The following is a 19,522-nucleotide window of genomic DNA, read 5'->3' on the forward strand; positions in this document are numbered from 1 at the left end:
TCGTTTATTTACCGTTTCCGGCGAGAGTGTCGCCTTCACGCGTTAGCCACCAGGCCCCTAAAATTGGCAGTGTTGTCACCAGCATTACCAGCAATGCCACAACGTTGGTGACAGGCACATCTCGTGGTCGACCCAGTTGATTGAGCAGCCACAAAGGAAGTGTTCTTTCATGTCCGGCGGTGAACGTTGTCACGATGATTTCATCAAACGACAAAGCAAACGCCAGCATCCCTCCCGCCAGCAGTGCCGATGCCAGGTTTGGCAGCACGACATAACGAAAGGTTTGCCAGCCGTTGGCGCCAAGATCCATAGACGCTTCAACCAGACTCCATGAGGTACGGCGAAAACGCGCCACGACGTTGTTAAATACCACCACCACGCAAAACGTCGCATGGCCGACCACGATGGTGAGAAAACCGGGTTCCAGGTTGATAGTTTTAAACGCCGTCAGTAGCGCCAGACCGGTAATAATCCCCGGCAGCGCGATCGGCAACAGCAGCAACAGCGATATTGCGCTTTTACCAAAAAAGTCCCTGCGCCACAGTGCGGCAGCGGCCAGCGTCCCCAGAACGAGAGCAATGGCCGTCGACAATGCAGCGATTTTAAGTGACAACGTCACCGATTCCAGAATATCGCTACGTTGCGCCGCAACGCTAAACCACTTCAGCGTTAACCCCTGCGGTGGAAAACTAAAAGCAGCCTCCTCAGTATTAAAAGCATAGGTGGCGATGATGAGGATGGGAAAGTGCAGGAAAATAACCCCGCCCCATGCCGCCAGTTTGAGTAACCAGGGTGCGCGTTCAGAGTGCATCGAAAGCTCCCAGACGCTTCACGAACGCCAGATACAGTGCGATTAACACAATCGGCACCAGAGTAAATGCCGCCGCCATCGGCATATTGCCGATCGCCCCTTGTTGCGAATACACCATATTGCCGATGAAATAGCCTGGCGGCCCCACCAGTTGCGGCACGATAAAATCGCCCAACGTCAGAGAGAAGGTAAAGATCGACCCCGCCGCGATACCGGGTATCGCCAGTGGCAGGACTACATAGCGGAAAGTCTGATGCGGACGAGCGCCCAAATCAGCGGAGGCCTGTAAGAGCGAAGACGGAAGTCTCTCCAGCGCGGCCTGTACCGGCAGGATCATAAACGGCAGCCAGATGTAGACGAACACCAGAAAACGCCCTAACCCTGAAGTCGACAACGTATTGCCGCCTACCGCAGGCAGCGTCAGGAACGAAAGCAGCAGCGGCTCCAGCCCCAGATGGGTTAAAAACCACTGCGCCACCCCGTCTTTAGCCAACAGTAACGTCCATGCGTAGGCTTTAACAATGTAGCTGGCCCACATCGGCAACATCACAGCAATGTAAAAAAAGGCTTTCATTTTGCCACTGGTATATCGCGCCATATACCACGCCATCGGAAACGCCAGAATCGCGCTGGCAATGGTGACCGCCACCGCCATCGTCAGGGTACGCAAAATGATGTCGTAGTTGGCGGGATTAAACAGCGCCTGCAAATTCGCCAGCGTCAGGTCGGGCGTGACCGACATGGTGAAATCATCGAAGGTATAAAAACCTTGCCACAACAGCGTCAGTAATGAGCCGAAGTAGACGATCCCAAACCACATCAGCGGTCCGAGGAGCAGCAAAAACAGCCCCAGACCCGGATTACGCCAGAAGAACCCTGAGATCCGGTTCAGACTTGTCGACTGTGGAGGCGAATGTAAGACATTCATAGCCATTCACCTCTCCTCAACCAGCGGTACCATCACGTCGCGTGACCACGATGCCATCACCTGTTGACCCGGCGACAGCGTTGTCGGCAGCATTTCTCCCGTCAGGTTCGCCTGGCTAACCAGCAATTTTTCACCGCCGACAAGTTTCAGCTCAAAACGTGTCGCGGCACCCTGGTACTGCACAGCCTGGATAACCCCCCGGGCCTGGACTTCACCACTGGTATCATTCAAGCGAATGTGTTCCGGACGCAGGGAAAACATACCCTGTAGCCCGCAAACGTTCGCTGACATCGTTTCATCAAAAACATTTGACGTCCCGACGAAACTTGCCACAAACGGTGTGCGCGGACGCATGTACAGTTCACGCGGAGAATCCACCTGTTCGATGCGGCCATTATTAAACACCGCCACACGATCGGACATCGACAGGGCTTCACCCTGATCGTGGGTGACAAAAATGAAGGTGATACCCAGGGATTGCTGTAACTTTTTCAGTTCCAGCTGCATCTGCTCACGCAGCTTAAGATCCAATGCCCCGAGCGGTTCATCCAACAGCAGGACCCGCGGTTCATTGACCAGCGCGCGGGCAATCGCCACGCGTTGCCGCTGACCACCGGAGAGTTGCGATGGTTTGCGTTCATAAACAAAACCGAGCGCAACCTTATCCAGCGCTTCACGTGCTTTTGCGTGACGCTGTTTTTTATCAATACCTTTGACCATCAGCCCGTAGGCGACATTGTCGAGAATCGACATATGCGGGAATAGCGCATAATCCTGAAATACCGTATTGACGTCCCGTTCCCAGGGCGGCAATTCGCTGGCCTGCTTACCAAAAATGGTGATTGCGCCGCCTGACAGTTGCTCAAACCCTGCAATAAGGCGCAGACAAGTGGTCTTGCCGGAGCCGGATGGCCCCAGCATAGAGAAAAACTCACCGTCGTTAATCGCAATACTCACCCCATCAACTGCACGAACATCCCCGTACAGACGCGAGACGTTATGAAACTCCACTGCGTACGTCATAAAACCCCCAGCGGAATTAACGACCGCCCATAATGGCGATGTAATCCTGCGTCCAGCGACTGTAAGGAACGAATTTGCCACCTTCTGCGATCGGCGTTTTCCAGAAGGCAATTTTGTCAAAGTAGCTATAGCCGTTGGTTTCACAGCCCTTTTCACCCAGCAGCGGGCTGGCTTTACAACCTTCAGGCACGACTGGCAGAGAACCAAACCAGGCTGCGACGTCGCCCTGAACTTTCGGGGTTAATGACCAGTTCATCCATTTGTAAGCGCACACCGGGTGTTTGGCTTCGCTGTGCAGCATGGTGGTATCAGCCCATCCGGTAACCCCTTCTTTTGGGAAGACCGTGGCAATAGGCTGACCTTCTCCTTTCAGGGCGTTCGCCTGATAAGGCCAGGCGCTGGACGCCACCACACCTTCGTTTTTGAAGTCGCTCATTTGTACGGTGGTATCGTGCCAATAGCGATGGATGAGTGCGTGTTGATCGCTCAGGACTTTGATCACCGCCTGATACTGTTGTTCGGTGAGCTGATAGGGATCGGTAATGCCCAGTTGCGGCTGAGTCGCCTTAACGAATAATGCAGCATCGGCAATATAGATCGGGCCATCGTAGGCTTGAACGCGTCCTTTATTGCTTTTTCCGTCCCCAAGTTTTTGCTCAACAAATACCACGTTCCAGCTATCCGGCGGCGTTGGGAAAATTTTGGTGTTGTACATCAGCAGGTTTGGCCCCCACTGGTACGGTGTGCCGTAAACTTTTCCGCCAACGTTAAACCACTCGCCTTTTACCACGCGCGGATCGATGCTTTTCCAGTTAGGGATCAGCGCGGTATTAATCGGCTGAACGCGTTTTCCCATAATCAGACGCAAGGAGGCATCACCGGAAGCGGTAACCAGGTCGTAGCCGCCTTTTGCCATCAGGCTGACCATTTCATCAGAAGTGGCCGCTGTTTTAACATTGACCGCGCAGCCGGTCTCTTTCTCAAACTGCGAGACCCAATCATATTGTTTATCGGTCTGTCCACGTTCGATGTAGCCCGGCCAGGCAATAATATCCAGACGGCCTTCCGGTTTATCTAAGGATGTCGGGGGTTCGGCTGCCTGTGCAGTCATCAGCGTCATACTGAGTGCGCACAGGCTACTGAGGGCAAACTGCTTGCTCATAACGTCTTACTCCTGTCTAAAAAATATTGAGCGGCAGCCTTGCCGTAAATATATGTCCTTTCCTAAAAATAGTCGGGGTGTTGTAAGCGTTCCTGCTGGCGCAAGGAAATTTAATCAGGTTGTGAGCTAACGCTCATTACGCTACTGATGCTGAACGGGAGCTTTAATCTTCTGGAGTATAGACAAGGAGTTAGGTGCAACGGTGGCAATAGTAAGAACTATTGATTTTTTGTATGGTAGCACCCGATATAAATAACATCGGGGTTAGGTATTCTCTATTTCGAAAATAAGAACGCGCTATTCTTTTATATTGAATAGCGCGTTACGTTTTATTTCATCATCTCGCGAATTAATTTTCCCAGCTGTTTCACTGCCTGTTCCTCACGCTCTCCCCAGTGCCATGCGGTATTAAAGCGAAAGAAACGAGTCCAGCTCCCCGAGGTCGAAAACATTTTTCCCGGTGCAATGCTGATATGGTGCGCCAGTGCCTGGGTGCTGAGCACGCCTGCATCAAGCGGTTCTGGCAGTTCCAGCCACAGAAAATAGCCGCTGTCGTTATGGTGAATTTTGACTTCCGCCGGAAGATGACGCAGCAACGTTTGCCAGGCCTGCTGTTTGCGTTCCGCCAGTTGACGGCGTAAGCGGCGCAGATGCGCGTCATAGCGCCGGGTTGACAGGTAATCCACGAGTGCAAGCTGCATGGGGGAACTGGTGGATAACGTGCTCATGAGCTGAAGTCGCTGAATACGCCGCGCATGCTTCCCGGCCGCCACCCAGCCCACGCGAAATCCGGGCACCAGGCACTTCGAGAAGGATGAACAATGCAAAACGCTGTCGGCGCGATCCCAGGCTTTGGCAGGCAGTGGTTTTTCGCGACCAAAGTACAGCTCGCTGTAGACATCATCTTCTATCAGCATTACATGATATTTTTCCAGCAATGCGACCAGGTGCGCCTTTTTCTCTGGGCTGAGCGTAAAACCCAGCGGATTTTGGCTGTTGGTCATCAACCAGCAGGCTTTTACCGGATACTCCTGCAACGCTTGCTCCAGCGCGGTAAGATCGATCCCCTCTTTCACGTCGGTGGCAATCGAAAGCGCCTTCAGCCGTAATCGCTCCAGGGCCTGCAACGCCCCGTAGAAACAGGGGTTTTCGACAATCACCCAGTCTCCCGGTTCGGTAACCGCCTGCAGGCTCAGGTTGAGGGCATCCAGCGCACCGGTAGTGATGACAATCTCATCAGGTGAAATGGTCATCCCCTGTTGAGCATAGCGGCGGGCAATGGCATGGCGCAGCTCATCATTTCCCGGCGGCAGGTTTTCTATCACGCTCATGGCGGTCGCGGTTTTACTGACCTGCGCCAGCGAGCGGTTCAACTGCTGGAGGGGAAACAGACGCGGATCGGGGAATGCAGAGGCAAATGGCATCACTGACGCATCCCGGCTGGCCTGCAGCATATCAAAAATATAGGTGTTGATATCCACCGCTTCATCGCGCATCACCTGCGCCTGCGGCGCTGCCAGCTCACGTTCAGGGCGCGCGGCAACATAGTAACCCGACTGCGGTCGGGCGATAATCCGACCCTGACTTTCCAGCAACTGATATGCATGTCCGACGGTCATAAAACTCATGCCACTGCTGACCACCTGCTCGCGCAAGGATGGCAAGCGATCGCCGGGCTGCCATACGCCAGACGCGATTTGATCGCGAATTTGCTCAGCCAGTCGCTGGTATTTTTTCATTTTTCGTCCTGATAATCGGTGTCGGTGACAAGCACTGTATATATCAGTTTACATAATCAGGGCATTTTTTATAACTGTTATAGTTAACAGTTTTACAACATCGTTACTGACAGCTCCTTGCCTAAGGCGCGTGCAGCTATTTGCACAGCATCAATTTTTGTCGCGTGCTTTAAATCGAACAAACGGGTAATTTCCTGCTTAGGCCTGCCGATTCTGTTTGCCAGCTCCTGCTGGGTGATTTTTGATTCAAGAAAGGCATTTAACAAAAGAACCTTCGACGCAATGCTCAGGGGGATTTCCACATAGTCACCTTCAGCGCCAACCGCCGAAGGTAAAGGAATCGGTTCGTTATCGTCGAAATAGAATTCAAAAGCGGTCACCAATGCAGACTGCGCAGCCTGCAAAGCCCCATGACGGGTTTCGCCCTGAGTTAATGCTTCAGGAATATCCGGGAAAGAAACCACGAATCCACCTTCCACGGCGGGGATTAGATTAACGGGATAACGCATGATTTTTTCAAAATCTCTCATATAATTAACCTCATATTGATGATGACTGTAAGCCAAGCTGCTTCAGGATCGATTTTCGCAAGGCTTCTTTTATTTCATCACCAGGATGCCTGGGCATAACGCTACGCCTTCCCTGATACCTCAACTTCAGATGATTTGAGCCGTTTGTAACAGCCACTCCCTGAGATTCAAGCCAGCGTCTGAACTCACTTTGCTTCACTGCGCCTCCCTGTCGTCTATTATACACACAAAGTAAACATTTATGATTACCTTTTCATTACCTCGCTAGTGATAGCGTAAAATCACTCGCGTGGGGAGGACGCGATTCAATAACAGGAATCCAGGTTCCAGATTTCATATCAGCCAGGCCAACCTATAACAGCACGACAACTGTTATGGTTAAAAAGAACTGTTCTGTTTCTGCCTTCCATTGCTTCGCAGCCTTAGAATTGCGCCAAATCAATTTTGCCTGCGGAGCTAAGCATGTTCGGTCTTGACGCGTTTCACCTGGCGAGGATCCAGTTCGCGTTTACGGTATCCTTTCACATCATCTTTCCGGCGATTACCATTGGCCTCGCCAGTTATCTGGCGGTGCTCGAAGGGTTATGGTTAAAAACGAAAAATCCGACCTGGCGCTCGCTATACCATTTCTGGTCGAAAATATTCGCCGTAAACTTTGGTATGGGCGTGGTTTCCGGGCTGGTGATGGCTTATCAGTTCGGCACGAACTGGAGTGGTTTTTCCGAGTTCGCCGGTAGCATCACCGGGCCGCTGCTGACCTATGAAGTATTAACCGCCTTCTTCCTCGAAGCGGGCTTCCTCGGGGTAATGCTGTTTGGCTGGAATCGGGTTGGCCCAGGGCTTCACTTCTTCGCGACCTGTATGGTTGCGCTGGGTACTATTATTTCTACCTTCTGGATCCTCGCCTCCAACAGCTGGATGCAAACGCCACAAGGCTATGAAATTGTTAACGGGCAAGTCGTTCCCGTCGACTGGCTCGCCGTGATTTTCAATCCGTCATTCCCTTATCGTTTGCTGCATATGTCCGTTGCCGCCTTCCTGAGCAGCGCGCTGTTTGTCGCGGCATCAGCCGCATGGCATTTATTGCGCGGTAATAGCACGCCAGCAATTCGCGCGATGTTTTCAATGGCGCTGTGGATGACGTTAATCGTCGCCCCGCTGCAGGCCTTAATTGGCGATATGCACGGGTTGAATACGCTGAAGCACCAGCCTGCAAAAATTGCGGCGATTGAAGGACACTGGGAAAATCCGCCCGGTGAACCGACCCCGCTGCTGTTGTTCGGCTGGCCGGATATGGAGCAGGAGCGCACCCGCTATGGGCTGGAAATCCCGGCGCTGGGCAGCCTGATCCTGACTCATAGTCTGGATAAACAGGTCCCGGCGTTAAAAGAATTTCCGAAGGAGGACAGGCCCAATTCCACCATCGTGTTCTGGTCGTTTCGCATTATGGCAGGGTTAGGCATGCTGATGATCCTGCTGGGCGCGTTTGCCCTGTGGCTGCGTTATAAGCAGCGGCTATACACCTCACGTCCTTTCCTGCGCTTTGCATTGTGGATGGGGCCCTCCGGTCTGATTGCCATCCTTGCCGGCTGGGTGACCACCGAAGTTGGCCGTCAGCCGTGGGTGGTTTACGGTTTGCAACGTACGGCGGATGCGGTTTCCGCACATGGTGATTTACATATGAGCATCAGCCTATTGTCTTTCTTTGTGGTGTATAGCTCGGTGTTTGGCGTGGGTTACAGCTACATGATCCGCCTGATCCGCAAAGGGCCACAGGAAGATGAGCCGACCATTCCACCAACAGGCACGCCGGCACGGCCGCTTTCTGCTGTCGTTCTCGATTCTCAACCGGAGGCACACCGCTAATGGGTATCGATTTATCAGTTATCTGGTTTGTAATTATCGTGTTCGCCACGCTGATGTATATCGTGATGGACGGTTTTGATCTCGGGATCGGTATTTTATTCCCTGCGATTTCGGATGCGGATGACCGCGATGTGATGGTCAACAGCGTCGCCCCGGTATGGGACGGTAATGAAACCTGGCTGGTGTTGGGTGGCGCCGGATTATTCGGCGCTTTTCCCCTGGCCTATGCGGTGATTGTCGATGCGCTGACGATCCCGTTGACCCTGATGCTCATCGGCCTGATATTTCGCGGCGTCGCGTTTGAGTTTCGCTTCAAAGCCACGCCGGCGCATCGACCATTCTGGGATAAAGCTTTTCTCGGCGGTTCAATCCTCGCGACATTCACTCAGGGTATTGTGGTCGGTGCCGTACTCAATGGATTTTCCGTCACCGGACGCAGCTACAGCGGCGGTCCTTTCGACTGGCTGACCCCCTTTACCCTGTTCTGCGGCGTGGGCCTGGTTGTAGCCTACGCCCTATTGGGGGCAACATGGCTGGTGATGAAAAGCGAAAATCCGTTGCAGGATAAAATGCGCTGCGTGGCAAGAAAACTGCTGCTGGCGATGCTGGTTGTCATTGCCATTATCAGCCTGTGGACGCCGCTGGCGCACAGCGCCATTGCCGAGCGTTGGTTTAGCCTGCCCAATCTGTGGTTCCTGATGCCGGTTCCGCTCCTGGTTGCGCTGATTAGCCTCTGGCTGTGGCGCTCGCTGGGTCAGCAAAACAGCCATACGCTGCCTTTTGTATTGACGCTGGGGCTAATTTTTCTCGGGTTCAGCGGGCTGGGGATCAGTATCTGGCCCCACATCATTCCACCTTCCATTACGCTGTGGCAGGCGGCAGCTCCGGCGCAGAGTCAGGGCTTTATGTTGGTTGGCGCGCTGCTGATTATCCCGATAATCCTGGTGTACACCTTCTGGAGCTACTACGTTTTCCGCGGCAAAGTTCAACATGGTGAGGGGTATCATTGATGCAACAAACAATCTGGAAACGCCTGATGTGGCTGGTGATCCTCTGGGGCGGCAGCGTGCTGGCCCTGGCCGCCGTTGGTATGTTCTTTCGTCTCTTGATGACGGCCGCCGGATTTAAATCCTGATTCTCTCCCTGATAACAACCGGGCAGCGCTGCACTGCCCGGTTGTGACAAATCCCAACGTTATCTAAACAAAAATGTAAAAAACATCGAAATGACAAAACAGAGATTGTCATTAACCCGATTAAAATATTGAATAGTCACCTGGCGAAATTATCGTCAATTCCGCAGCTAACGTACCAGAGGGTGCATGATGTTTAAGAAAGGGTTAACGGTGTTATTGCTGGCCAGCGCGCTTTTTTCCGGTCAGCTTCTCGCTACTAATCAGGGACATGAATATCTTCAGGTGCAGGATGCCGATCACTTATTACGACACACGGCCGACAGCGATGAACTACGAATGACGGCGGAAGAATCCGCCGCCGATCTTCGCGAACACCATTACTGGCAAAAATCACGCAAACCCGATACACATCAGAGCTAACCGTTAGCTTTTACGCTTTGGCAACGTTTTCAGCAGTTCTTCAGGACTGACGGAAGCCACCACGCTGCCCGGCAACGGCATCTTCAGAATGTGATGTTTCATCTTGCCGATCACGTGCATTTCGCACGGTCGGCAATCAAATTTCAGCGTCAGGACCTCATCGCCATTAACCAGTTGCATCGGCGTGGCTTTCCAGCTTTTGATATTTCCTTTCGCCTGTTTCGGACACAGGTTAAACGCAAAACGCAGGCAATGTTTGGTGATCATCACCGGCACATCGCCCTTTTCTTCATGCGCCTCATAGGCGGCATCAATCAACTGCACGCCATAACGGTGATAAAACTCTCGCGCTTTATGGTTGTAGACGTTAGCCAGAAAACTCAGATGCGTTTGCGGGTAAACCGGCGCCGGCTGGGCAACCGGTTTACGGCGACCGCGCTGATAGTTTTGCAAACGAGCTGCATCCAGCATGTCGACCGCTTCACGTCGCAGCTGATTCAGTTGACCGTTCGGCACGAACAATGCTCCCGGCAGATTCACCTGAATATTACGGGCGTAATACAGCGTTTGTCCCAGTTTTGCCAGGCCATCCTGCAGGTTGCTCAACGCTTTTTCTGCATTGTTCGCTTCCTCAAACTGGCCGTCCAGCGTATGGGTGATACTCACCCCCTCCTCACTGGTGAGCGTCAGGATCAACTGTTCCTGCCAGCCGCCCAGCTCAATATCGACCGCGACGCGGCGTTCGCTGGAGGTTTTGGTCAACGCTTGCTGCCAGTTATGATCGAGATTGCGGTTCAGCGGATGGTTGGCGCGCACTTTGTGCAGGTCGGCGGGCATTTCATTCGGCCACACCCGATAACGATTGTGCCCCGTTTTTTCAACGGTGTTGGCGCGAAATCCGACGACCTCACGCTTGATTAACACGTTCAGACCATCCCCGTTGGCCAGCGGTTCTGTTACCTCAACATCGAGATGATCTTTTGCCACCTTCAGGACTTCGCCAACCGGCAGACCGATGAACTTTGGTGAGTCGAATGCGCCGATATCCCCTTTACGGGCATTCACAAAATAATCGGTGCTGCCGCGATGGAAGGTCTTTTCCGTGGATGGAGTAAAGAAATGTTCGGTACGCCCGGCTGAAGAACGGGCAAGATCGCCGCGCTCTTCAATAATGGCGTCCAGCATCTGACGATAATGCGCGGTAATATTCTTCACATAGCTCATGTCTTTATAGCGCCCTTCAATTTTGAAGGAGCGCACGCCTGCGTCAATCAACGCACCGAGGTTGGCGGTCTGATCGTTATCTTTCATCGACAGCAGATGTTTTTCATAGGACACCACGCGCCCCTGATCGTCTTTCAGGGTATACGGCAGGCGACAAGCCTGAGAACAGTCACCGCGGTTAGCGCTACGTCCGGTTTGCGCATGTGAAATATAACACTGGCCTGAATAGGCGACGCACAGCGCACCGTGAATGAAAAATTCAATAGTCGCATCCGTAGCCTGATGGATGGCGTGTATCTGCTCAAGGCTCAGTTCGCGCGCGAGGACAATTTGGGTGAATCCGACGTCAGAAAGAAACTTCGCCTTCTCGACGCTGCGAATATCACATTGGGTGCTGGCGTGCAGCTCAATGGGAGGGATATCCAGCTCCAGAATCCCCATATCCTGCACAATCAGGGCGTCAACGCCGGTCTGATACAGATCGGTAATTAATCGCTGTGCGGGCTCCAGCTCATCATCATGCAAGATTGTATTTAGCGTCACAAAGATTTTCGCCCCGTAACGATGCGCAAACGGCACCAGTTCGGCGATATCTTTCAGGCTGTTACTGGCGTTATGACGCGCGCCAAAACCCGGTCCGCCAATGTAAACGGCGTCAGCGCCGTGCAAAATGGCTTCACGAGCAATGGCGGTATCCCGGGCCGGGCTTAACAATTCAAGGTGATGAGGCTGCTGACGCATACAGTTGTTACCATCCACAAGTGGTAAAAATGGCGGCTATTGTAGTCACAAGCGCGGCTTTTCGGAATAGTTTTCCCGATTAACCGCGCGGGTAATGGATCAGGGAATGAAAGTGAACCGTTTGTTCGCTACTGTTACGGTAGCTATGCGCCCGGTCTCCCGCAAAACGCACCCCCTCGCCGGATTTCATGGTGCGCCACTGCCCCTCAATACACATATCCAGCAGCCCATTTATCACCACCACGTGCTCTATAACGCCGGTTTCATGCGGAGCCGATTCACTGAGCGCGCCGGGTGCCAGCTGTATCGAAAAATGATCGAAGCACAGCTGTGGGTCCCACGGAAACAGTGGCGTGACGACCATCGCCTGCTGCTGGGGATCGAATGTTGGCGCGCCGTCTGACTCTGGCGGTGAAATAAACGTCGAGAATGGCACGTTCAGTCCGGTAGCAATTTTCCACAATGTCGCCACCGTTGGGCTGGATTCGTTGCGCTCAATCTGCCCCAACATGGCTTTTGACACGCCGGTTTCCTCCGCCAAACGTGACAGGCTCCATTCCCGCTGGTGACGTAGCGTGCGGAGCGTTGTGGCCAGATAGTGGGTTAAGTTTTCCATTTTTCGCCTTCCTGACTCTCCTTTCTCAAGGCTACAGCTTAGCACTTGTACGCTATAACGCACAGTGCTACATTGATTGACCGTTATAACGCACACGGAGTGACTATGCGCGCATTTTCCATCCCACTACCCACCGTATTATCGGGGTTTGTGGCCGTCCTGGTCGGTTACGCCAGCTCGGCTGCCATTATCTGGCAAGCGGCCCTGGCCGCAGGTGCGACCACCGATCAAATCGCGGGCTGGATGACCGCGCTGGGGATTGCAATGGGCGTCAGTACGCTGGCGCTGACGTTATGGTATCGCGCTCCTGTGCTCACGGCCTGGTCAACACCTGGCGCCGCGCTGCTGGTTACGGGTCTGCACGGGGTATCGATTTCAGGATGCTATCGGCGTTTTTATCGTGGCTAATGCGTTGATTGTGCTGTGCGGCATAACCGGATTGTTTGCCCGTCTGATGAAAATAATCCCCCACTCACTGGCATCAGCCATGCTGGCCGGGATCCTGCTGCGCTTTGGTCTGCAGGCCTTTAATAGCCTCAACAGTGAGCTTATTTTGTGCGGTAGTATGCTGGTGGCATGGCTGGTATTTAAAGTCACAGCCCCACGGTACGCGACGATCGCCGCGATGCTGGCGGGTATCGCTATCGCGCTAATAAAAGGTGACATTGTCACAAGCGGAGTGAATTTATCGCCGGTCATGCCTGCGTTTATTGCCCCACACTTTTCATTTGCCCACAGTATCAGCATTGCGCTGCCGCTGTTTCTGGTTACCATGGCTTCACAAAATGCCCCAGGTATTGCCACTATGAATGCGTCGGGCTATTCATTACCCGTTTCACCGCTCATTATCTTTACCGGCCTGCTGGCGCTGATTTTTTCGCCGTTTGGCGTCTACTCCATCTGCATTGCCGCCATAACCGCCGCAATTTGCCAAAGTCCCGAAGCGCATCCTGATGCCAAACGACGCTGGCTCGCCGCCGCCGCGGCTGGCATCTTCTATCTTCTGGCTGGGGTTTTTGGCGGTTCAGTCACAGGACTAATGGCGGCACTGCCCGTAAGCTGGATCCAGATGCTGGCCGGTCTGGCCTTGCTCGGGACAATTAGCGGTAGTTTGTATCAGGCGTTGCATAATGAAGCGGAACGCGACGCAGCCATCGTTACGTTTTTGGTCACGGCCAGCGGCCTGACGTTATTGGGGGTTGGATCTGCATTCTGGGGGCTGGTCGTAGGCGGTATCTGCTACGCCGTGTTGACGTTATTTCGCCGCACGTAGCTGCGTTGGCGTTTTACCGGTTACCTGTTTAAACCGGTTACTAAAATGGCTTGCCGAACTGAATCCGCAGGTCATCGCAATATCTGACAAACTGCGTGAAGTGTAACAAACCAGATGCTGTGCCAGCGCCATACGACGTTGCATCACGTACTGATGCGGTGCCATATTCATCGACTGGCGAAACATTCTGGCAAAATGGAATTCGCTAAGCGCCGCCTCGCTAGCCAGATCGTTCAGGGTGATTGGGTACGCCAGATGCGCGTCAATATAGGCCAGCACGTTACGCAAGGTGACGGGCGCGAGTCCCCCGGTGACGGTGGGCAGTCGCCATTGGACGTTGCTGTAATGCTGGATCAGATGTGTTAACAGTAGCGAAGATGCCGCGCTGAGCGTGAGGTGATTGGCCGGTTGCTGCCAGTCGTTATCAAGCAGAAACTGACGGTAAACCGCCGTGATCCCCGGGTCACTGCCAAACGTGTGCTCGTCCAGCGTGAAGCTATAGGGGCTTTTATCCCAGACTTTTTCACCCACTTCGCGCAGATGTTCGTCGGTACAATAGAGATGAACAAAGGAGAGAGCGTCGCGGATATCCCAACTTGACTCGCTCTCTTTCGGCATCAGGCAAAAACGGTCCGGTCCGCCGCCATTCTTCCAGCCCCCCGCCGTTTTGTGATAACTCTCGTAGCCATCCGCGATATATAAACTGAGCGTATGGTGATCGCAATACTGGGTGATGGTATCGCGCTTGTTTGACCAGGCCGCCAGTTGGATCCCTGAATGTAACGCAACCGATTCATGCAGCACGGCATTATGTTTGCGTAAGTTTTCAAAGGCATCGTAGGGCTGAGGCATACCATCACATTCAAAATAAGTTAGCAGGCTTTCAGTCTATAACAGCCACATATTGTTAACAGCTTCCTTTTCGCTTTTACGCTAAAAAAGCGCAAGATTTTGCAAGTCCGCCGCAAACCGATGAAAGCCTCCTGCCGCCAGACATGACACAGTGTGAACCTGAATCCAAAAAAGAGAGAGTTGTATGAACGCACTGTTGTACTGCCTGGTGGTGGTAATTTGGGGAACGACATGGATTGCGATTTATTTGCAGCAGGGCCCGGTTTCTGCGCCGGTTTCTATCTTTTGGCGCTTCGCCGTTGCCAGTTCGCTGATGATAGTGATCCTGCTGGTTAGCGGTAAATTACGCAAACTGTCTGGTCGCGATCATCTGTTTTGTCTGTTACAGGGTGGATGCGTTTTTTGCTTCAACTTCTGGTGTTTTTATACGGCTGCGGCCTGGATTAATACCGGCCTGGAGTCGGTGATTTTCTCAATGGCCGTCCTGTTCAATGCGGTCAATAGCTTCATCTTTTTTGGGCAAAAACCACCGCTGCGTTTCTATATCGCAGCTGGTCTCGGACTGACGGGCATTGTGACTCTGTTCTGGCAGGATTTGCTCAACAGCGGATTCAATCATTCCTTGCTGCTGGGTATCGGCTTAAGCGCCCTTGGAACCTTCGGTTTCTCATTGGGTAATATGATCAGCATGCGTCACCAGAAAAAAGGGCTGGAAGTGTTAACGACCAACAGTTGGGCCATGCTGTACGGCACGCTGTTGATCGCTGCCATTGCGCTGATGCGCGGGGACAATTTTACGCCACAGTGGACATTCAGCTATCTCAGCGCGCTGTTATATCTGGCTATTTTTGGCTCAGTGATTGCTTTCGGCGCTTATTTCACACTGGTAGGTCGCATTGGTCCCAGTAGGGCGGCATACAGTACCCTGCTTTTCCCGCTGGTTGCGCTAACGCTGTCAACATTGTATGAAGGATACGTCTGGCAGGTTAACGCTATTGCCGGATTGGTATTGATTTTACTGGGGAATATGGTGATGTTTGCCCGACCAGAAGTGCTGATGGGTAAACTATTCTATCGACGCCGGGTGGCATAAAAAAAACGCACCATCCTGAGATGGTGCGTTGATTATTATTGTGGTTTTTTGTTCACGTCAAACATGGTGGCATCCGTCGCCATGTCATCAATAACTTTCTTCAAAGTTTCGAACGCCATCGGCGTATTTTCGTTGCTCAGATCTTTACCTTCACCCTTACGTACAACTTTAATTACCGGTTTATTGGTCGCAGCATCAATCAACTCACCCTCGAAATAGAGGTTGGTATCCATGGTACGGTGACCCGTTGCCATTTGTGTTCCCGCAACGAGTAGCGCAACCGGGATCACTTCATAGAACTGCAGCCCTTCTTTGCTCGTTGCAACACCGGTAATCGCTCCGCGGAAAATCAGGCTACGTGGCCCAGGGGTAGTAACCAGGGGCTTACGCTTGCTGATGGCGGATTTCAACTGGGTATTGGTGTAGGTCAGCAGTTGATCAAGAACCTGCTGCCCTACCTGCGTGGTAGGTTTAGGAACCGGATAATACGTTACCGGGTTATATACAATGTTGTCATATTTGGATTCGTTGTAGCTCGGATCAACCCAACGGAGTACGGTTTGTCCCGATGCTGATTGTGTTTCCTTCAAATCAGAGTAATTTTTTAAAAACCCAGAATATTTATCCGGCGCAGTCACTTTTGACGCACAGCCGGATAATGCCAACAAGCCAGTAAGCACTGCAACTTTAAATAAAGTTTGAGTACGCATGAAACGATCCCTTTAGTTTTCGCAATGATGCTTAAAAAGGATAGCAAAACCGTTTCATTTTGGATGTACTAAAAATGGTAAACACCGCACAATTTTCTCTCTACGCCCGGCACAAAAAATGCTGAGCGCAGAAAGAGTTAACCCAAGCGCGAGGTTCAGGCAGTTTTGCGTGCCAGCATTGTGGCAAAGCGCAGTTTAATTCGATTACCGTTTTCATCCGTACGATGAAGTTCACCCACGTCTTCGTTATATTTCAGCAGATCCCATCCGCTGTAATAGTTGCGCAATTCTCCGGTTTTAAACGCGAACGGGAACCCCACGGTACACGGAAAATCATCGGTATCCATCGCCGCGACGATTAAGTTATATCCGCCCGGTTTAGTGCACCGCTGCATATTTTCAATAAGGCCAGGGATAGTTTTGGCTTCAAGGAACATCAGCACAACGGTAGAAAGAATAAAATCATATTCGCCGTCAAAGCGTAATGCGTTGAGATCCGCGACGTTCGCGTGCAGATTGGTCAGCCCTTCCGCCGCTTTGATACGCTCAAGGTTAGCTATGCTCATGGGATTTTTATCCCATGCTGTCACGTCATAACCGTTTGCCGCAAGGTACAGGCTGTTACGACCGTTACCGCAGCCCAGGTCTAACGTTTTACCTGGCTTAACAATTTTTGCCGCTTCAACAACATCGGAATGCGTACGAGTTAAATCGTATTTCTCAGTAAAGTAGTTTTCGTCGCAAAGGGTCATTATTTATCCTCAGATTTCAGTAATGCAGCACGCTCCGTGCGGATGAGCAGTTTCCCCTGCATCAGCAATGCAAACGTACGTACCAGTAATAATGCAATGATAAAATTGGTAAAAATAAACAGTGGGATCGCCAGCGTATGAAAAAATCCTGACTCGCTACCGTGGCCCAGATGCAGCCCTGTTGTTGCCAGAGCCGACACGCCAAACGAGAAGCTCCAGAAAGACGCATTAAATGGCTGTGACAAATACCACGGCATGAGCCGTAGCATGAACAGCAGTTGCAGCAGACCATAGCCGAACAACATTTTGGCTAACGTATCGCCCTCGCCGCCGTTAACGCTAAGCCAGGCGCTGCAGGCGACCAGCGCAGGCGCCAGTTGAATGCCAAGTGAAGTACGTAACACCGCAGGCAACTCGCCGCAGCTACGTAAACGTTGCAGAATCACCGGCTCCAGGCTGAGCCAGGAAAAAACCCCGGCGCCCAAAAACACCAATCCTGCGTCGTTGAAACCCAGTGCGCCACAGGCCATTGCACTGATAAAGTTATTGGCGACGGTCGGCAGATACAGACCCGGCGTGGTGGCTTCCTCTGGATGCGATCCACGCCACAACCCTGCCGTTTGCCAGGCGGCGTAGGCCAGCTGTATCACCACGCCAATGCTGAACAACCCAATCGCCAGCGGTCGATACCACGGGACAAAACCAATCGCGACCAGCATCGTTGTGGCCGGAAACAGACTGACAAAGCTGCTCATCACCGGGTGACGAATTTCCGCCAATACGCTATGCGGAAAACGCAGTAAACGGCTCAGAAAAGCCAGCGTCAGCAGCCCCCAAATGACCATTGCGAAGATCACTAAACCGTCGCCAATCAAGTGACTCACTGGCCACACCTGACTGGCATAACGCCACGCAAACCCCATCCCAATGATGCCCAGTACCATGCCAAAATAACCGGCCGGAAGATTGAGGACCCGCTCACTCTGTTTGTTCTTACTCATTTTGTTTATTTTTTAAAGTATATTTGAAATACATTTTATGGAATTTCCGCTGATTTAGCCAGTGCGGAAAACTTTGCTACGTTTAACTAAGGTGCGCAACATGGAAATGGGCTATGACCAAATATCGTCTCAGCGATGAGTCTCGATCCTTTAGTTACCAGGATAATGGCAATAAAAAAAGCGTATTACTACGCCAAATCATTGCGCTCACTGATTTTAATGATGTCCAGGCCGGCACGCCCGGTGGCTGGATCGACAATGAAAGCGTGCTGTCACAAAGCGGTGATTGCTGGATTTACGATGAAAACGCGCTCGCATTTTCCGGCGCGACGATTACAGGAAACGCCCGCATTACTCAGGCAAGCGTGGTCAGAGATGGCGCGCAAATTAGCGATGACGTGTGGATTGACCAGGCTGAAATCAGTCATAATGCGCAAATACGTGACAACGTCACCATTCAGGGTTCTGTGGTTCGCGGCGAGTGCCTTATCTTTGGTGATGCGCGCGTGATGTGTGACTCTGAAATCATCGCCGCCAGGGGGCTAACCCGTGAAAGCGACCAGTTCCTGCAAATTTATGATCGGGCTTTTGTCAGCCACTCACGAGTGGTGCATCAGGCGCAGATCTATGGCGATGCGAAAATCAACTATGCCTTTATTGAACATCGGGCGGAAGTTTTTGATTTCGCACAGGTGGAAGGTAATGAAGAGAACAATGTCTGGATCTGCGATTGCGCCAAAGTCTATGGATATGCGCGCGTCATCGCCGGGAGCGAAGAAGATGCCATACCTACCCTACGCTACAGCTCGCAAGTGGCGGAGCACGCGGTAGTTGAAGGTAACTGCGTGCTGAAACACCACGTGCTGGTCGGCGGTCATGCGCAATTACGCGGTGGACCGCTCCAGTTAGATGACCACATCCTGATTGAAGGCCACGTCTGTGTGCTGGGCGAAGTGCTGATCGAGCATCACATTGAGATAACCGGTCAGGCGCATATCCAGGCGTTTGATGGCGATACCATTCACCTACGCGGACCGAAAGTGATTAACGGTGAACAGCGCATTACGCGCACGCCTATCGCAGGTTTATTCTGAAGAGCCATCAATGATGCGGGCGTAGAGATTCACATCATAGTAATCACCATTAAGGAATTCCGCCTGTTGCATACATCCTTCCAGTTGGAAGCCATTACGTAGCGCCACCTGGTTGCTCTCAACGTTTTCTACGCGACATTTAATCACGAAGCGGCGAATCTCCTGACGCTGCGCATAATGATGAATTAAGGCCTGTAGCGCCTGGGACATGATGCCTTTACCCTGATGCTCCTCATCCAGCCAGTAGCCGATATAAGCCGCTTTGTTCAGCGGTTCTATCTGGTTAAACGAGATAACCCCGACCACATTTTCTTGCGCAAAAATCAGGAACATTTTGGCGTAACCGCGCTGGTGCAACATCATATTGCCCTGCACATTCTTGCGGGTGTCCTCCTCAGAGGCAACAAACTGCGGCCAGTTCAGCGACTGCTGGAGCCAGCTTTTATTTTTAAGCACCAACTGATGCAGAGGCGTGACGTGTTGCTCTTCTACGGCACGCAGTTCCAGCGTGTCATTGATGGTAATCACTTCTGACATTTTCATTCCGTTATG

20 protein-coding genes and 1 pseudogene are annotated in these 19,522 nt (G+C 52.2%); 7 read left to right on the forward strand and 14 right to left on the reverse strand.

The window, feature by feature from the left end; all coding sequences use genetic code 11:
• Window positions 1-4: 4 nt before the first annotated feature.
• From HV314_RS12925 to HV314_RS12955, 7 genes are all read right to left on the reverse strand, one after another.
• A complete protein-coding gene (locus HV314_RS12925) occupies window positions 5-811 on the reverse strand; it encodes an ABC transporter permease (RefSeq protein ID WP_003020204.1) in 807 nt (268 codons plus the stop codon).
• Window positions 801-1,745, reverse strand: a complete 945-nt coding sequence (locus HV314_RS12930) for an ABC transporter permease (protein ID WP_181545762.1) — start codon at window positions 1,743-1,745, stop codon at window positions 801-803. Before HV314_RS12930 ends, HV314_RS12925 begins: the two co-directional genes overlap by 11 nt.
• On the reverse strand, window positions 1,746-2,762 hold the full coding sequence (locus tag HV314_RS12935; protein WP_016156582.1) for an ABC transporter ATP-binding protein: 1,017 nt from the start codon (window positions 2,760-2,762) through the stop codon (window positions 1,746-1,748).
• A gap of 16 nt (window positions 2,763-2,778) precedes the next feature.
• The gene (gene ydcS, locus HV314_RS12940) at window positions 2,779-3,924 is read right to left on the reverse strand and encodes a putative ABC transporter substrate-binding protein YdcS (RefSeq protein WP_016153154.1); all 1,146 of its coding nucleotides are present in this window, start codon (window positions 3,922-3,924) and stop codon (window positions 2,779-2,781) included.
• Between the two features lie 329 nt (window positions 3,925-4,253).
• On the reverse strand, window positions 4,254-5,663 hold the full coding sequence (locus HV314_RS12945; protein ID WP_019076828.1) for an aminotransferase-like domain-containing protein: 1,410 nt from the start codon (window positions 5,661-5,663) through the stop codon (window positions 4,254-4,256).
• Window positions 5,664-5,755: 92 nt separating this feature from the next.
• Window positions 5,756-6,172, reverse strand: coding sequence for a type II toxin-antitoxin system HicB family antitoxin (locus HV314_RS12950; RefSeq protein WP_131341011.1), 417 nt, complete (start codon window positions 6,170-6,172; stop codon window positions 5,756-5,758).
• Between the two features lie 31 nt (window positions 6,173-6,203).
• Window positions 6,204-6,392 (reverse strand): type II toxin-antitoxin system HicA family toxin, encoded by a 189-nt coding sequence (locus tag HV314_RS12955; RefSeq protein WP_049259794.1) that lies wholly within the window; start codon window positions 6,390-6,392, stop codon window positions 6,204-6,206.
• Window positions 6,393-6,655: 263 nt separating this feature from the next.
• On the opposite strand from HV314_RS12955, the gene HV314_RS12960 reads away from it, so the two are divergent.
• The 4 genes from HV314_RS12960 (at window position 6,656) to HV314_RS12975 (ending at window position 9,614) form a co-directional block, all read left to right on the forward strand.
• Complete coding sequence (locus HV314_RS12960; RefSeq protein ID WP_181545764.1) at window positions 6,656-8,059, forward strand: cytochrome ubiquinol oxidase subunit I; 1,404 nt, start codon at window positions 6,656-6,658, stop codon at window positions 8,057-8,059.
• Window positions 8,059-9,069, forward strand: a complete 1,011-nt coding sequence (gene cydB, locus HV314_RS12965; protein WP_016153157.1) for a cytochrome d ubiquinol oxidase subunit II — start codon at window positions 8,059-8,061, stop codon at window positions 9,067-9,069. The genes HV314_RS12960 and cydB overlap by 1 nt, the downstream gene beginning before the upstream one ends.
• Complete coding sequence (locus HV314_RS12970) at window positions 9,069-9,194, forward strand: DUF2474 domain-containing protein (protein ID WP_003020230.1); 126 nt, start codon at window positions 9,069-9,071, stop codon at window positions 9,192-9,194. Before cydB ends, HV314_RS12970 begins: the two co-directional genes overlap by 1 nt.
• A 189-nt stretch (window positions 9,195-9,383) precedes the next feature.
• Window positions 9,384-9,614, forward strand: a complete 231-nt coding sequence (locus tag HV314_RS12975; RefSeq protein ID WP_016153158.1) for a DUF2554 family protein — start codon at window positions 9,384-9,386, stop codon at window positions 9,612-9,614.
• A gap of 3 nt (window positions 9,615-9,617) precedes the next feature.
• Here HV314_RS12975 and HV314_RS12980 read toward each other — a convergent pair whose 3' ends face one another.
• Together HV314_RS12980 and HV314_RS12985 are read right to left on the reverse strand one after the other, a co-directional pair.
• On the reverse strand, window positions 9,618-11,579 hold the full coding sequence (locus HV314_RS12980) for a peptidase U32 family protein (protein ID WP_046275600.1): 1,962 nt from the start codon (window positions 11,577-11,579) through the stop codon (window positions 9,618-9,620).
• Window positions 11,580-11,658: 79 nt separating this feature from the next.
• Window positions 11,659-12,195, reverse strand: coding sequence for a helix-turn-helix domain-containing protein (locus HV314_RS12985; RefSeq protein ID WP_094761312.1), 537 nt, complete (start codon window positions 12,193-12,195; stop codon window positions 11,659-11,661).
• Window positions 12,196-12,300: 105 nt separating this feature from the next.
• Between HV314_RS12985 and HV314_RS12990 the strand changes: the two are divergent.
• Window positions 12,301-13,468: pseudogene (locus HV314_RS12990) on the forward strand (benzoate/H(+) symporter BenE family transporter).
• On the opposite strand, the gene HV314_RS12995 reads toward HV314_RS12990, so the two are convergent.
• A complete protein-coding gene (locus HV314_RS12995) occupies window positions 13,451-14,320 on the reverse strand; it encodes an AraC family transcriptional regulator (RefSeq protein ID WP_016153162.1) in 870 nt (289 codons plus the stop codon). The pseudogene HV314_RS12990 and the gene HV314_RS12995 overlap by 18 nt on opposite strands.
• Before the next feature lie 184 nt (window positions 14,321-14,504).
• Here HV314_RS12995 and HV314_RS13000 point away from each other — a divergent pair, with 184 nt between their 5' ends.
• Entirely contained in the window at window positions 14,505-15,413 is a 909-nt protein-coding gene (locus tag HV314_RS13000; protein ID WP_016153163.1) for a DMT family transporter, read from the forward strand.
• Window positions 15,414-15,448: 35 nt separating this feature from the next.
• Here HV314_RS13000 and HV314_RS13005 read toward each other — a convergent pair whose 3' ends face one another.
• From HV314_RS13005 to tehA, 3 genes are all read right to left on the reverse strand, one after another.
• A complete protein-coding gene (locus HV314_RS13005) occupies window positions 15,449-16,123 on the reverse strand; it encodes a DUF3313 domain-containing protein (protein WP_019076834.1) in 675 nt (224 codons plus the stop codon).
• A gap of 155 nt (window positions 16,124-16,278) precedes the next feature.
• On the reverse strand, window positions 16,279-16,875 hold the full coding sequence (gene tehB / locus HV314_RS13010) for a tellurite resistance methyltransferase TehB (protein ID WP_016156592.1): 597 nt from the start codon (window positions 16,873-16,875) through the stop codon (window positions 16,279-16,281).
• Complete coding sequence (tehA, locus tag HV314_RS13015) at window positions 16,875-17,876, reverse strand: dicarboxylate transporter/tellurite-resistance protein TehA (RefSeq protein ID WP_181545766.1); 1,002 nt, start codon at window positions 17,874-17,876, stop codon at window positions 16,875-16,877. The genes tehB and tehA overlap by 1 nt, the downstream gene beginning before the upstream one ends.
• 113 nt (window positions 17,877-17,989) lie before the next feature.
• Here tehA and ydcK point away from each other — a divergent pair, with 113 nt between their 5' ends.
• A complete protein-coding gene (gene ydcK / locus HV314_RS13020; protein ID WP_181545768.1) occupies window positions 17,990-18,970 on the forward strand; it encodes a YdcK family protein in 981 nt (326 codons plus the stop codon).
• On the opposite strand, the gene rimL is transcribed toward ydcK, so the two are convergent.
• A complete protein-coding gene (gene rimL / locus HV314_RS13025) occupies window positions 18,962-19,507 on the reverse strand; it encodes a 50S ribosomal protein L7/L12-serine acetyltransferase (RefSeq protein WP_016156595.1) in 546 nt (181 codons plus the stop codon). The two genes, ydcK and rimL, sit on opposite strands and share 9 nt — an antisense overlap.
• Window positions 19,508-19,522: the final 15 nt, after the last annotated feature.

Source organism: Citrobacter sp. RHBSTW-00887 (assembly GCF_013728095.1).
In the GTDB taxonomy this organism is placed as follows: domain Bacteria; phylum Pseudomonadota; class Gammaproteobacteria; order Enterobacterales; family Enterobacteriaceae; genus Citrobacter; species Citrobacter braakii.